14 protein-coding genes are annotated in these 13,096 nt (G+C 64.8%); 9 read left to right on the top strand and 5 right to left on the bottom strand.

Features of this window, described 5'->3' with window-relative positions:
- Positions 1-139 precede the first annotated feature (139 nt).
- From trxB to DFO50_RS17130, 5 genes are all read left to right on the top strand, one after another.
- Entirely contained in the window at positions 140-1,108 is a 969-nt protein-coding gene (gene trxB / locus DFO50_RS17150) for a thioredoxin-disulfide reductase (protein WP_028500133.1), read from the top strand.
- Positions 1,109-1,132: 24 nt separating this feature from the next.
- On the top strand, positions 1,133-1,741 hold the full coding sequence (locus DFO50_RS17145; protein ID WP_036386646.1) for a Smr/MutS family protein: 609 nt from the start codon (positions 1,133-1,135) through the stop codon (positions 1,739-1,741).
- 93 nt (positions 1,742-1,834) lie between these two features.
- On the top strand, positions 1,835-2,497 hold the full coding sequence (locus tag DFO50_RS17140) for a phosphoglycolate phosphatase (RefSeq protein WP_028500132.1): 663 nt from the start codon (positions 1,835-1,837) through the stop codon (positions 2,495-2,497).
- Positions 2,498-2,627: 130 nt separating this feature from the next.
- Entirely contained in the window at positions 2,628-4,094 is a 1,467-nt protein-coding gene (gene trpE, locus DFO50_RS17135; RefSeq protein ID WP_028500131.1) for an anthranilate synthase component I, read from the top strand.
- A gap of 142 nt (positions 4,095-4,236) precedes the next feature.
- The gene (locus DFO50_RS17130; protein ID WP_051529015.1) at positions 4,237-4,704 is read left to right on the top strand and encodes an RICIN domain-containing protein; all 468 of its coding nucleotides are present in this window, start codon (positions 4,237-4,239) and stop codon (positions 4,702-4,704) included.
- 105 nt (positions 4,705-4,809) lie between these two features.
- Here the strand turns inward: DFO50_RS17130 and DFO50_RS17125 are convergent, their stop codons facing one another.
- Positions 4,810-6,063, bottom strand: a complete 1,254-nt coding sequence (locus DFO50_RS17125; protein WP_112692920.1) for an autotransporter outer membrane beta-barrel domain-containing protein — start codon at positions 6,061-6,063, stop codon at positions 4,810-4,812.
- Between the two features lie 212 nt (positions 6,064-6,275).
- Positions 6,276-6,641 carry a hypothetical protein gene (locus DFO50_RS17120; protein WP_028500129.1) on the bottom strand — a complete coding sequence of 122 codons (366 nt, stop codon included), beginning with the start codon at positions 6,639-6,641 and terminating at the stop codon, positions 6,276-6,278.
- Positions 6,642-6,811: 170 nt separating this feature from the next.
- Here DFO50_RS17120 and DFO50_RS17115 point away from each other — a divergent pair, with 170 nt between their 5' ends.
- Positions 6,812-7,171 carry a hypothetical protein gene (locus tag DFO50_RS17115; protein ID WP_107889878.1) on the top strand — a complete coding sequence of 120 codons (360 nt, stop codon included), beginning with the start codon at positions 6,812-6,814 and terminating at the stop codon, positions 7,169-7,171.
- Positions 7,172-7,217: 46 nt separating this feature from the next.
- Here DFO50_RS17115 and DFO50_RS17110 read toward each other — a convergent pair whose 3' ends face one another.
- The 3 genes from DFO50_RS17110 to DFO50_RS17100 form a co-directional block, all read right to left on the bottom strand.
- Positions 7,218-8,354: a branched-chain amino acid ABC transporter substrate-binding protein gene (locus DFO50_RS17110; RefSeq protein WP_107889877.1), complete on the bottom strand. Its 1,137-nt coding sequence runs from the start codon at positions 8,352-8,354 to the stop codon at positions 7,218-7,220.
- Positions 8,355-8,470: 116 nt separating this feature from the next.
- The gene (locus DFO50_RS17105) at positions 8,471-9,733 is read right to left on the bottom strand and encodes an FAD-binding oxidoreductase (RefSeq protein ID WP_112692919.1); all 1,263 of its coding nucleotides are present in this window, start codon (positions 9,731-9,733) and stop codon (positions 8,471-8,473) included.
- Positions 9,733-10,740 carry a 4-hydroxyproline epimerase gene (locus tag DFO50_RS17100; RefSeq protein WP_028500125.1) on the bottom strand — a complete coding sequence of 336 codons (1,008 nt, stop codon included), beginning with the start codon at positions 10,738-10,740 and terminating at the stop codon, positions 9,733-9,735. The genes DFO50_RS17105 and DFO50_RS17100 overlap by 1 nt, the downstream gene beginning before the upstream one ends.
- Before the next feature lie 286 nt (positions 10,741-11,026).
- Between DFO50_RS17100 and DFO50_RS17095 the strand changes: the two genes are divergently transcribed.
- The 3 genes from DFO50_RS17095 to DFO50_RS17085 form a co-directional block, all read left to right on the top strand.
- The gene (locus DFO50_RS17095; RefSeq protein ID WP_112692918.1) at positions 11,027-11,938 is read left to right on the top strand and encodes a dihydrodipicolinate synthase family protein; all 912 of its coding nucleotides are present in this window, start codon (positions 11,027-11,029) and stop codon (positions 11,936-11,938) included.
- Between the two features lie 84 nt (positions 11,939-12,022).
- Positions 12,023-12,718: a GntR family transcriptional regulator gene (locus tag DFO50_RS17090; RefSeq protein ID WP_112692917.1), complete on the top strand. Its 696-nt coding sequence runs from the start codon at positions 12,023-12,025 to the stop codon at positions 12,716-12,718.
- Between the two features lie 157 nt (positions 12,719-12,875).
- Positions 12,876-13,096: hypothetical protein (locus DFO50_RS17085; RefSeq protein WP_146745130.1), on the top strand; the 221-nt coding region annotated here is incomplete at its 3' end.

Here is a 13,096-nt window from a genome sequence, read left to right as displayed (position 1 = left end):
CGGGGTTTGCAGGAATATCAATTCGCCCCGCCCCGGACCCGGTGATAGCCTTCGCGGCAATCCTCCGCCGCGGCGCCCGGCGCGCCGCCTGCGGCAAACCTGATAAAATACCCTGTTCCCCCTAGCACGGAAGACCGACATGAGCACATCCCGCCACAGCCCTCTGTTGATTCTGGGTTCCGGCCCCGCCGGCTACACCGCCGCCGTCTATGCCGCCCGCGCCAACCTGGCCCCGGTCATGATTACCGGCATGGCCCAGGGCGGCCAGCTGATGACCACGACCGATGTCGACAACTGGCCGGCCGACGCCAATGGCGTGCAGGGTCCGGAACTGATGCAGCGCTTCCAGCAGCACGCCGAGCGCTTCAACACCGAAATCCTGTTCGACCAGATCCATACCGTCGACTTCTCCGCCCGCATGCAGGACCCGGCCAGCCCGCTGCGCCTGGTCGGCGATGCCGGCGAATACACGTGTGATGCGCTGATCATCGCCACCGGCGCTTCGGCCCAGTATCTCGGCCTCGAAAGCGAGTCCAGTTTCATGGGTCGGGGCGTGTCCGGCTGCGCGACCTGCGACGGCTTCTTCTTCAAGAAGCAGCGCGTTGCCGTGATCGGCGGCGGCAATACCGCCGTCGAAGAAGCGCTGTACCTGTCCAATATCGCGGCGCATGTCACGCTGGTGCACCGCCGCAACGAATTCCGCGCCGAGAAGATCCTGCTCGGCAAGCTGGAAGAGCGCGTCAGGGAAGGCAAGATCACGCTGCAACTCGACAGCGTGCTGGACGAAGTGCTCGGCGACGACAGTGGCGTCACCGGCATGCGCGTCAAGTCGACCACGGACGGCTCGACCACGGACATCGCGGTTGCCGGCGTCTTTATCGCCATCGGCCACAAACCGAACACCGAGATTTTCAAGGGTCAGCTGGAAATGGACGCCACCGGCTATCTGATCACCCGCGGCGGTCGCGATGGCAATGCCACGGCGACCAGCGTGCCGGGCGTGTTCGCCGCCGGCGATGTGCAGGATCACATCTACCGCCAGGCGGTCACCAGTGCAGCGTCGGGCTGCCAGGCCGCACTCGATGCCGAGCGTTACCTCGACAAGTAAGGATCGCTGCAGCATGAACGCCGCATGAGCCGCAAGCCGCTCAAGGCGCAGCTCAAGGCCCTGAAGCCGGCGCTGGTCATCTCCCGACCCGTGCCGGCTTTGCCGTTGCCGCCGCCGTCCCCGTCGTTTTCGTGGTTGATGCGCGATGTGCAGCCGCTCGCGCCGGACAACCGCGTCCACCCGGCACGCGTGCCGCCCTCGCCGCATCCGCAGCCGCGCCAGACCGGCATGGTCCGTCCGCCGGAGGCGGATCATTTCGCCAGCTGGTTTGACGAGGACCGCGCCCAGGCCGATTTCACCCGCGACGGCGTCCCGCGCGACGTGCTGAAGAAAATCCGCGCCCGCCACTGGCCGCTGGCCGGCCGGCTCGACCTGCACGGACTGGACCGCGATGCGGCCGAGGCCCGGCTGCTGCTGTTCCTGCACCGCTCGGTGCACGACGGTGCCCGTCTGGTTGCGGTCATCCATGGTCAGGGTTTCGGCTCGGTGGCCGGGCAGCCGGTGCTGCGGCCGATGGTGCGCGCCACGCTGGGACGCCATCCCGATGTGCTCGCCTACTGTCCGGCGCCGCCCGAGGGCGGCGGCGACGGTGCCATCTTCGTGCTGCTGCGCCGGCAGCATCCGGCCGGCTGAGCGGCCGCCGGGTCGTCAAGCGCCCCCCGTTGCCTTACCATGGCAGGCAACAGTTTCAATCCGCCCGGTTCCGGCCGGGCCAGAAGGGTAGCCATGTCCATCCGCGCTTTTGCTCTTGATCTGGACGGCACGCTGGTCGATTCGATCCCCGACCTGTCCGCCGCCGCCAACCAGGTTCGCCGCCATTTCCATCTGCCGCCGCTGGCGGAAGACCGCATCCGCAGCCACGTCGGCGACGGCGTGGCCACGCTGGTCCACCGGGCGCTGACCGATCTGCGCGATGGCAGCGTGCCGCTCGAACAGCACGCCGAGGCGATGAACGTGTTCCTCGCCTGGTATGGCGACCATATCGACGTGCACACCCGGGTCTATCCCGGCGTGCTCGATGCGCTGCAGCAGATGCGCGACAACGGCTACGCCATTGCGCTGGTCACCAACAAGTCGATCGCCCTGGCGGAAAAGCTGACAACCCGGCTCGAACTCGCGCCGTGGTTCGCGCTTCAGGTCGGCGGCGACTCGCTGCCGGAAAAGAAACCGTCCGCACAGCCGCTGCACCATGTGGCCCACACGCTGGGCATCCAGACGCGGGAAATCGCCATGGTCGGCGATTCGATCAATGACGTGCTGTGCGCGCGCAATGCCGGCAGCCTGGCGATCTCGGTCAGCTACGGCTACGAAGACGTCAGCAGCTACGCGGCAGACTACATCGCCGCCACGCTTGCCGATGCGGTCGAATTCGTTAAGAATCGGCACTGATCACGACTCACCCCGTTTGCATGACATGAAATTCCTGCCCAATCCGGCGAGCTGGCGATGGCAAGCCTGAATTGATGTTCCGGCCGCCACCCCTCCCTGTTGACTGCCTTACCCTGATTGGGCTTCCCTCATGACGCAAGACGATTTCGCGCGCTATGCCGCCGAAGGTTACAACCGCATTCCGGTCACGCTGGAATTGTTCGCCGACCTCGACACCCCGCTGTCGGTCTATCTGAAACTCGCCAATGCGCCGTACACCTACCTGCTGGAATCAGTGGTCGGTGGCGAGCGCTTCGGCCGCTACTCGTTTATCGGCCTGCCGTCTTCGACCCGGTTGCGGGTGATTGGCACCCGGGTGCAGGTCGAACATGGCGACCGGGTGGTCGAGAGCCAGGATGGCGATCCGCTCGGCTTTATCGAAGCTTTCCAGCAACGCTTCCGCACCCCGCCGCAAGCGGCCCTGCCCCGCTTTACCGGCGGTCTGGTCGGTTACTTCGGCTATGAAACCATCAAGCTGATCGAGAAAAAACTGGCCGCACGCCCGGCCAAGCCGGACCCGATCGGTGCGCCGGACATCCTGCTGATGCAGTCAGAGGAACTGGCCGTAGTCGACAACCTGTCCGGCAAGCTGTACCTGGTCGTGTATGCCGACCCGGCGGTGCCGAATGCCTGGCAGAAAGCGCAGGCCCGGCTCGCGCAGCTGCGCGCCCGGCTGCGCGAACCGGTCCCGTTGCCGCTGTCGACGCCGTCGCAGCGGACCGAGGCACAATCGGAAATGGGCGAGGCGGCCTTCAAGCAGGCCGTCGAGGACATCAAGCGCTATATCGTCGATGGCGACGTGATGCAGGTGGTGCCGAGCCAGCGCATGATCATGCCGTTTGCGGACAGCCCGCTGGCGCTGTACCGCGCGCTGCGCAGCCTGAACCCGTCGCCGTACATGTTCCTGTACCACTTCGACGATTTTCACGTGGTCGGCAGTTCGCCGGAGATTCTGGTCCGCCAGGAAAACCGCACTGTGACCGTGCGCCCGCTCGCCGGCACCCGGCCGCGCGGCGCCACCCGCGAGCTGGACGAACAGCTGGCGGAAGAGCTGCTGGCGGACCCGAAGGAAATCGCCGAGCACGTGATGCTGATCGACCTTGGCCGCAACGACATCGGCCGCGTGACCGAGATCGGCTCGGTCAGGGTGACCGACCAGATGGTGATCGAGCGCTATTCGCACGTGATGCATATCGTGTCCAGCGTCGAGGGTCGCCTGCGCGAGGACATGAGCAATCTGGACGTACTGAAGGCCACCTTCCCGGCCGGCACCCTGTCCGGCGCGCCCAAGGTGCGGGCGATGGAAATCATCGACGAGTTCGAACCGACCCGGCGCGGCATCTATGCCGGCGCGGTCGGCTATCTGGGCTTCAATGGCGACATGGACCTTGCCATCGCCATCCGCACCGCGGTGATCAAGGACCAGACGCTGTACGTGCAGGCCGGCGCCGGCATCGTCGCCGACTCGGTGCCGGAAAGCGAATGGGCCGAAACCCGCAACAAGGCCCGGGCAGTGTTGCGCGCGGCCGAACTGGTGCAGGCCGGACTCGACAGCTGAACCGGCGACCCTCCCCGTTTCCCTGCAAATATGGCTACCGGCTGTCGAATGGCCGGTAGCCATCCATTGCGGCACGGCGCAAAGCCCCCTATGACGAATACGTGCCTTCCATTCTGAGGGCATAATTTCAAGGAGGCCTTATATGTCGACTCAGCAGAAAATCATTCAGTGGCAACTCAATACCAGCTTCGCCATCGGTGTGCCTGACCAGATTAGTGGCTCCCCGCTGGTACTCAGCAAGATCAGCGGCGGCCGCAATGCCATCTGGGATGTCGATCTGGCCAAGAACGTTATCCTGCTGACCGCCAGTGGCAACACACTGGCCATCGACTTTGCCAATGGCCAGGCCGGCAACCAGGTGCCGCTGGTGCTGTCGCCGTACAACGGCACCCCGACCCCGACCCAGCAATGGAGCTTCCTGATAAAGGGTGGCTATATCACTTCCCTGGCCAATACGTCGCTGGTCATTGACGTGAAGAGCCGGGTGGCTACCGACGGCCAGCCGATCTGGGGATATACCTTCAATGGCTCCCCGGCCCAGCAATGGAAGGCCTACGATCCGTTCGCCGCTCTGGCACTGATCGAAAACGAGGCAGCCGAACCTGCTTGATCCCGTCAAGGAAATCTTGATCCCGTTAAGGGAACAGGGAATAAGGAAGCAGCCAGCGGCCCGGGTTAACCGGGCCGCTGTCACGTCTTTTGCCTTATCCGGCGACTAGAATGACGACTGATACGTCGTCATGATTCCCCGGTCATTCATGCCGTCACTGTGGCTGGCATAGGCGCTGACACTGAGCAGGCTCCGGTCCTTGCTGCGATGACTGATGCTGAGGCGCCCGTCGTAGCCGAAACGGCTGCGCGGATTTCCCGGCAAGGCCACGCGGGTGTCGACGTCGTCGGCCCAGTGGGCGCTGCGCCCGCTGTCCTGCCGGTACAGCTGCGGCCGCGCCAGCGCTTCGGCATCGATCCGCCACCCCCGTCCCTCGCGGGCCTCGGCGCCACGGAAGGCAAGGCGAACCCCCAGCACGCCATCCAGCGCCTTGTCGCTCTGCGCTGACAGTCGCAGCAGATCGCCGGAACCGGCACGCGCATTCAGTGCCATCTCCCGATCATGACGCAGCGCCAGCCCGAACAACGGCTCGACCTTCATGCCGGTGCCCACCGCGTAAGGCAGCGCCACGGCAATCTGACCGGCCAGCTGATCGCGGCGAGGCTCGCTGCCCGGTTCGTATTGCTGGCCGGACTGGTGCCGCGCGTAGTGGAATTCGCTTTCCAGCTTCAGCCCGGCATCCAGGGTCTGCACGTGACGCAGGCCGGCGAACTGGCTGACGCCATTACTGCTGCCCGCCTGCAGCCGGGCAATGCCATAACGCGTGGTCAACTGCGCGTCGTCACCAAGGGTGAAACGCTGCTGCATGACCACCATGCCATAGCTGGCATCGCCGATGCGCGTGCCCGGCTGGCCGCGGCTGACCAGATTGATGCCGAAGCCGGAGCCATCTTCGGCCACATTGTCCGCTACGCGTCCGAAGTGCTTGCCGAGCATCCGGGTCGGTCGCAGTGATTTGTCCAGATAATTGCCAGTCGACAACGCCGACTTCACGCGCCGGATCGGTGGCCCCTTTTTCGTGCTGGAGATCGGTATGCCGCTGGACAGCCGGGACACACCGGTCGCGCGGCGCTCTCCCTGTATCGACGGTCCCTTCTTCGTGCTGGAGATCGGTATGCCGCTGGACAGGCGGGGATAGGAAGGCAGTGATGACGATGGCCGGCCATTGCCGGCATCGGTCACCGGGCGTTGCCCGGCGGGCTGCGCCAGGCCGGACAGGGCGTCATCGATCATGCCGGCGGGAATACCGGCAGCGGCAAGCTGCTGCCGCTGATTGTCGGCAGTGCGCTGGCGGTAGTCATTGCTGGCTTCCGCGATCGGCACCGCACCAACGGCCATGGCACCGCTGACGCGGAACAAGGCGGCGATGCAACGCCGGGACCAATGACGCCGGGACTGTGTGTGAACAGTATGAGGAAGGGATTGCATGAGGATCTCCTGCTCGCTGGTCGGTAGTGACCAGTTCGCAGTCTAGCCATTTGAATCCCGCCATATCGATGGCATAAAGCTTAAATTGACGTACGAAAATACCCTCGAATTACGGAAAAATCTGCAATTTTTCCATTATTCTTTTAGTGGTGATCGAGTACAGACAGGATATTACCCTCGGCATCCAGAATAAAAGTCTGGTCGTAATCGAGCATTTTGCCGGCCGAATTCCACACCCGGTACTTGTGCTCAACCATGTAGGTCCCATCGCTGCGCTGGACAATGCTGGACCAGCTGCCGCCACGGTATTCGCCGGCGGTAGGATATTTCTGCTTCAGGTAAGCTTCTACTTGGCGCACGCTGCCGGATTCCGGGTCCCGGAACACGACATCCGGACGCGCCAGCGGGCCTTCCTGCGGATAGTGTCCGCCGGACCGCCAGACAAAGACGCAGATCAGGGCAACGATGATGACTGCGCCAGCGATGATCCAGCTCTTTCTGCTTTCCATGCCGGTCTCCTTTGTAGTCTGCCCGCCAGCGGGCAGTGATGTGTCTTGGCACTCATAAGCATATAGGGGTTTTTTGATTGAAAGGTCAAGACGCCGACCTTATTCACTTGATGTGACTGACACATTTAACGTCATTGTCATGGCATGGGCAATCAATGCCATAATCAGGCATGCCCTTCTCCACGTTTCGGCTGGTTTCAAATCTGCTCAGTCCGGTCGTCCTGCTCGCCGGGCTGGCCGGATTGTGCGAATGGCTGGTTCATCTCGATCTGATGCCGGTCACGCACCACCCCGCCCTGCTTCCCGCCTACGATCTGCTCAAGGCCGTGGTGCTGCGCTTCCTGGCTGCCTGCCTGGCGCTGGCGGCCGTGGTGCTGTTCGGGCGCGGCGTGTGGCGGCTGCACGGCTGGCGCCACGGACGGGGCGAGCGCTGTCCCGACTGCAGCGGTCCCTGCGTGCTGTGCCATGGGAGGCATGGCCTGCGCTGGCGATGCCTGGCTTGCGGAGCACGACGCGATATCCATTACTGAACAGGCACCATGCACGATCGGGGCATGGTGCCTGCCTGCTGCCGGCTCAGCGGATGATGGCGCGGGTTTCCCACTTGTTGTTCTTTACCTCGGAAATGGTCACCGGCGCCTGCTTCAGGTCGCCATGGCTGTCAAAGGTGAAGTCGGCCGTCACGCCGCGGTAGCTGATTTTTGCCAGCACCGGCAGATATCTGGCCGGATCGGTCGAGTTGGCCTGCTTCATCGCCTCGGCGACCAGCATCACGCCATCGTAGAATTGCGGGCCGAGCAGTACTACGTCCTGTTTGAAACGCGCCTTGTAGCGCTGCTCGAAGACCTTGCCGGCCGGTCGCGATGCCAGTGTGCTCCCGGGCACGGCGGAAAATTCACCTGCGGCGTCGGCACCAGCCAGTTCGATGAATTTGGGCGTATTCAGCATGTCGCCCCCCATCAGCCGCGCATTGATGCCGAGCCGCTTCATCTGCCTGACCATCGGGGCAGCCTGCGCATCGGCGCCGCCATAGAAAATGACGTCCGGTTTCAGCGGCTTGATGGCGGTCAGGATCGCGGCGAAATCGGCCGCCTTGTCGTTGGTGTATTCACGCCGCGCCACCTTGCCGCCATTGGCCTGCACCGCCTTGATGAATTCATCGGCGATGCCCTGACCATAGGCGGTGCGGTCATCGATGGCGACGATGCTTTTCGCTTTCAGTTCCTTGACGGCAAAGTGACCGAGCGCCGAACCGACCTGTCCATCGCTGCCGACCAGCCGGAATGCGGTCTTCAGTCCCTGACGGGTATACGGCACGGCGGTCGATACTGACAGTTGCGGAATGCCGGCATCGCTGTAGATCTTCGAGGCCGGAATCGACACCCCGGAATTGAAGTGACCGATCACCGCCTTGACGTCGGCGTCGACCAGGCGCTGCGCCACCTGGGTGCCGATGCGCGGGTCGGCCTGGTCGTCCTCGGTGACCAGCTGGAACGATATCTTCTGGCCGCCGATGACCAGACCCTTGCCGTTCAGGTCGTCTATCGCCATCTTGCTGGCGTTTTCATTGTCCTTGCCATAGTGTGCCTGCGGGCCGGACAGCGGCGACGCAAACCCGATCCTGACGATCTGGTCGGCCGCGGCATGACCCGCACACAGGGCCAGCAGGGTACACAGCGCCAGCCGTCGGGGCAGTACTCGATGCGATCTCATGCGTGCTTCTCCTTGTGATGGTGACTCGACCCGTTATCGTTGTTTCCCTGCCGGTCGGGCCCCCGGCGGGATATCAGAACGGCTTGCGTCAAGAAATGCGCGGCGCCAGCGCCGATTCAGAACCGCGTGGCCGCATAGGGCGCCAGGTCGATGCCGCTGTCGCGCCCGGCCAGCAGGTCGGCCAGCAGACGACCGGTGGTCGCCGCCAGCGTCAGGCCCAGATGACCATGTCCGGTCGCGAACAGCAACCGGTCCACGCCGGGTGCGGCACTGATAATCGGCAGCGTATCCGGCAGCGACGGCCGGTTGCCCATCCACTGGCTCATGTCAGCGGTCGAGAACGGCGGCAGGATGCGGCGCGCCTTGTCGATCAGCACCCGGGCGCGCGCCCAGTTCTCCGGCGCGTCACGGCTGGCCAGTTCGACCGTACCGGCCAGCCGGATCGCACCGTCTCCCATCGGCAGGATGACAAAGCCCTCGCCGGCCGGCTGCAGAAAATGGTTCAGCTCGATGCCGGCCTGCGGCAGCGTGACGTGATAGCCGCGTTCGCTCTCCAGCGGCACCCGCAGGCCCAGCTGGCGGGTAAAGCGGTCGCTGTCGATGCCGGCGGCAATGACCACCGCATCAGCAGCGATCCGCTGGCCATCGTCCAGCACCACACCCCGCACCCGCCCGTGTTCGTGATCGACCCGGTCGACCGTTGCCTGCACGGAGCGGGCTCCGCGCGCCAGCGCCGCCGCATGCAGGCCGGTAGCAAAACGGTACGGGTCGTCGACATGAGACCAGGCCGGTACCCTGACTGCCTGATGCCAGGGCGCGGACAGCCCGGGCTCAAGCTGTGCCAGTTCCTTGTCGGCCACTTCGATGCAGCGGATGCCGAAACTGCGCCGGCTGCGCCAGGCGACCGCGTCGGCATCCCGCGCCCGCAGCGACGGATACAGGGTCAGCGAACCCCGCCGTCGCCACATCGGCGTCAGTCCGGCTGCCGCAATCAGCGGCGCATAGTCGGCATCGACCCGGCCCAGCAGCGCGGCCATGGCCCGGGTCAGGGTACGGACCCGGGCCGGGTGGCCGGCCCGGACAAACCGCCACAGCCACGGCGCCAGTGTCGGCAGATGGCGCCAGCGCACAGCCAGCGGCCCGCACGGATCCAGCAGCCAGCCCGGCACCTGGCGGATGATGCCCGGCGACGACAGGGGAATGATGTCGCTGACGGCAAAGGCGCCAGCATTGCCATATGACGCCCCGCGCGCCGGCAGGTGACGTTCGAGCAGCGTCACCTGCCAGCCGTCATCCAGCAGCGCATGCGCGGCGCCGATACCGACAATGCCGGCGCCGACGATGATGACCTGCCCGCGAGTCCCGGTCGGCGCGTTCATCAGGCAAGCTCGAAGCCAAAGGCGTACGGATCGTCCGCCGGATCGAGCACGATGCGGTTGTAGCCGGTGACCCTGGCCCAGCCCTCGATGCTCGGCACGATGGCCGCGTGCGGCCCCACTTCGGTCAGTTGCTCGACCCGGGCAACAAACTGGCTGCCAATGATGCTTTCATGCACGAACGGCCGCGCCGGGTCCTGCCAGCCTCGGGCAACCCGCTGCGCCAGCCGGGCCGAGGTACCGGTCCCGCATGGTGAGCGGTCGATGGCCGAAGCGCCGTACAGCACGGCATTGCGTGCATCCGATCCTGCCATGCGCGGCGCACCGGTCCACAGCACGTGGCGCACGCCGCGGATGGTCGGATGCAGCGGATGGACGATGTCCGGATGATCGCGATCGATCAGCTCGCGCAGCGTGCGACCGTATTCGATCAGCTGCGCCGGCGAGTAGTCGGCCATGTCGCGGAAATTGGGCTGGCTGTCGACAATTGGATAGAAATTGCCGCCATAGGCGATATCCACCGTCAGCGGGCCCAGTGCCGGATGCTCGACGGGCACGTCGCGCCGGAACAGGAAGGACGGCACATTGGTGATGCGGACCGAGGTCACCTTGTCCCCGCTCCGGGTATAGCGTGCCCGCACCGGACCGGCCGGCGTATCCAGCATCAGCTCGCCCGCCGTGCGCGGCGTCACCAGATCGTGTTCGATCGCCATCGTCACCACACCGATGGTGCCATGGCCGCACATCGGCAGGCAGCCACTGGTTTCGATAAACAGCACGGCGATATCGCAGTCATCCCGCGTCGACGGATACAGGAAAGCACCCGACATCTGCCCGTGCCCGCGCGGCTCGAACATCAGCCCGGTGCGAATCCGGTCGAAACGGGCCAGGAAGTCCTCGCGCCGCGCGGCCTGGGTGTCACCGTTCAGCACGGGTGCACCATCGGTCACCAGACGGACCGGGTTGCCGCAGGTATGCCCGTCGATACATTCGAAAACCATCCGGTCCATGCGTCGCATCCTTGTCGGGTATGTCTTCGTATTTGTATACAAAATACTGTCAAACAGTGCAACCGGCTTTTTTTCCCGTAGCCGACGACCTCTGCCGCACGGGATTTCGCGCGAAAACTGATGGATTTCTTGCCATTCTGCCCCGGAAAAAGCGGCCCTGCGCCTGAGCGCCCCCATGCGATGACAATCCGGCTGATTATTTTTGAATATTGTATACAATTTATGGAGCGCCCGACTCTGGCCGCGGCGCCCCCTGACCCCGCCAGCCCCTCTACAGGAGAAACCCATGCAAAAAGCGATCCACTGGTCCGGCGTGTTTCCCGCCGTCACGACCCAATTCACCGCGGACGGCGAGCTGGATGCCGCCGCGATGCAGAAACTGTACGACTGGCAGATCCGTTGTGGCGCCGACGGGCTGGTCATGGTCGGGTCGCTGGGGGAAAACTCGACACTGAGTTCTGCAGAAAAACTCGATGTCCTGCAGATCGCCCTGGAAACGGCCGACGGCAGGGTGCCGGTGCTGGTCACCGTGGCCGAGAACAGCACGCGTGACGCCTGCCGCTTTGCCGCCGACGCCCAGCAGCGGGGTGCGCACGGACTGATGGTGCTGCCGGGCATGCGCTATCTGTCCGACCGGCACGAAACGCTGGTGCACTACCGTGCCGTGGCGGCGGCCAGCGACCTGCCGGTCATGATCTACAACAACCCGCTCGCCTACGGGGTCGACATCAGGCCAGACATGCTGGCCGAGCTGGCCGACGAGCCGAAATTCCAGGCGATCAAGGAGTCCAGCGGCGACGTGCGCCGCGTGACCGACATTTTCAACGCCGTCGGCGACCGCTATGCCGTCTTCACCGGCGTCGATGACCTGGCGCTGGAAAGCCTGGCGGCCGGCGTGCAGGGCTGGGTGGCCGGGCTGGTCTGCGCGTTTCCGCAGGAAACCGTGGCCATCTACAGGCTGATGCGCGCCGGCCGTCTGGCCGAGGCGCTGGCCCTGTACCGCTGGTTTGCCCCCCTGCTGCATCTCGACGTATCGACCAAGCTGGTGCAGAACATCAAGCTGGCCGAACTTGCGGTCGGCTACGGGACCGGCCATGTGCGTGCGCCGCGGCTGCCACTGACCGGTGACGAACGGGTCCGGGTGCAGGCCGTCATCGACGACGCACTGGCCTGCCGCCCGGTCATGCCGCTGCACTGACCCGCGCTGGACGCTGCAGGCGGCAACCGCTATCGTGCGCTTGCCGCCTGTCCCCTTTCCTTTCCGACTGCCCTCAAAACCGCCATGACCGCCCCCGACCTGCGTGTTTCGCGCCAGACCCTGACCTCCGCCGTGACCGAGGCATTGCGCAACCGCATCCTGACCGGAGACCTGACCGGTGGCACCCAGCTGCGCCAGGAGGCCCTGTCGCAGGAGTTCGGCGTCAGCCGCGTGCCGGTGCGGGAAGCCCTGCGGCAACTGGAAGCCGAAGGGCTGGTCCGGATTTTCGATCATCGCGGCGCGGTGGTGACCGAGCTGTCGCTGGATGATGTACGCGAACTGCTCGATATCCGTGCTCTGGTCGAAAGCGACCTGCTGCTGCGCGCCGTGCCGCGCCAGTGTGCCGCCGATATCGACGAAGCGGCCGCCGCGCTGGCCGAATTCGAGACGGCTCTGGCACGACACGACATTGCCCACTGGGGCACGCTGAATGCCCGTTTTCATATCGCGCTGTATCGTGCTGCCGGACGACCGCAGACCATGGCCCTGGTCGAGTCACTGCACAACCGCACCGATCGCTATACGCGAATGCAGATTCTGCTGACCAATTTTGCAGACCGGGCCCAGGCCGAACACACCCATCTGCTGGCGCTGTGCCGCAGCAAGGATGCCATCGGTGCCGCAGCCTTCCTGCGTCAGCATGTACTGAATGCAGCCGACTCTCTTGACGACTGGTTTGCCCGCCGCGACGGGACCCGGACCGCGCTAAGCGCACGCTAACCGTCTGGCGGCTGGCGGGTGAAACTTGAGACCTGCTTCTTATAGTGTGAACCAGAGGGGCGGAATGTGTGAGCCCGGCATCTGTACCGGGCCCATGCCGATGCAGCCGGAGACGCTCCGCCCCTTCTTCACTCCCTCGCAACAAGGTGCACTTGCCATGGCCACCGCTACGCTCCCTGACGCAGGCACTGCCAGCCGCTGCCAGGCTACCCCGACCGTCACCGTCCACGACAATCGTCTCCTTGCCGTTCGCGTCATTCGCTACCACCGCACTGACGACGAAGCCGCCGACGAGCGTATCGAGCGCCACACCTTCTCGCACACCGGCTTCCCGCTCGACAGCAGTGATGCCCGACTGGCCGACAGCGGCCAGTCGGC

The sequence above is a fragment of the Microvirgula sp. AG722 genome, from assembly GCF_003269145.1.
Lineage (GTDB): Bacteria > Pseudomonadota > Gammaproteobacteria > Burkholderiales > Aquaspirillaceae > Microvirgula > Microvirgula aerodenitrificans.
Note: the sequence above shows the minus strand (reverse complement) of the source record. Positions and strands in the feature narration are given on the sequence as shown.

Excerpts from the sequence above, each read along its gene's own strand:
- trxB (WP_028500133.1), top strand. The coding sequence starts at position 140 with ATGAGCACATCCCGCCACAGCCCTCTGTTGATTCTGGGTTCCGGCCCC.
- DFO50_RS17145 (WP_036386646.1), top strand. The coding sequence starts at position 1,133 with ATGAGCCGCAAGCCGCTCAAGGCGCAGCTCAAGGCCCTGAAGCCGGCG.
- DFO50_RS17140 (WP_028500132.1), top strand. The coding sequence starts at position 1,835 with ATGTCCATCCGCGCTTTTGCTCTTGATCTGGACGGCACGCTGGTCGAT.
- trpE (WP_028500131.1), top strand. The coding sequence starts at position 2,628 with ATGACGCAAGACGATTTCGCGCGCTATGCCGCCGAAGGTTACAACCGC.
- DFO50_RS17130 (WP_051529015.1), top strand. The coding sequence starts at position 4,237 with ATGTCGACTCAGCAGAAAATCATTCAGTGGCAACTCAATACCAGCTTC.
- DFO50_RS17120 (WP_028500129.1), bottom strand. The coding sequence starts at position 6,641 with ATGGAAAGCAGAAAGAGCTGGATCATCGCTGGCGCAGTCATCATCGTT.
- DFO50_RS17115 (WP_107889878.1), top strand. The coding sequence starts at position 6,812 with ATGCCCTTCTCCACGTTTCGGCTGGTTTCAAATCTGCTCAGTCCGGTC.
- DFO50_RS17110 (WP_107889877.1), bottom strand. The coding sequence starts at position 8,354 with ATGAGATCGCATCGAGTACTGCCCCGACGGCTGGCGCTGTGTACCCTG.
- DFO50_RS17105 (WP_112692919.1), bottom strand. The coding sequence starts at position 9,733 with ATGAACGCGCCGACCGGGACTCGCGGGCAGGTCATCATCGTCGGCGCC.
- DFO50_RS17100 (WP_028500125.1), bottom strand. The coding sequence starts at position 10,740 with ATGGACCGGATGGTTTTCGAATGTATCGACGGGCATACCTGCGGCAAC.
- DFO50_RS17095 (WP_112692918.1), top strand. The coding sequence starts at position 11,027 with ATGCAAAAAGCGATCCACTGGTCCGGCGTGTTTCCCGCCGTCACGACC.
- DFO50_RS17090 (WP_112692917.1), top strand. The coding sequence starts at position 12,023 with ATGACCGCCCCCGACCTGCGTGTTTCGCGCCAGACCCTGACCTCCGCC.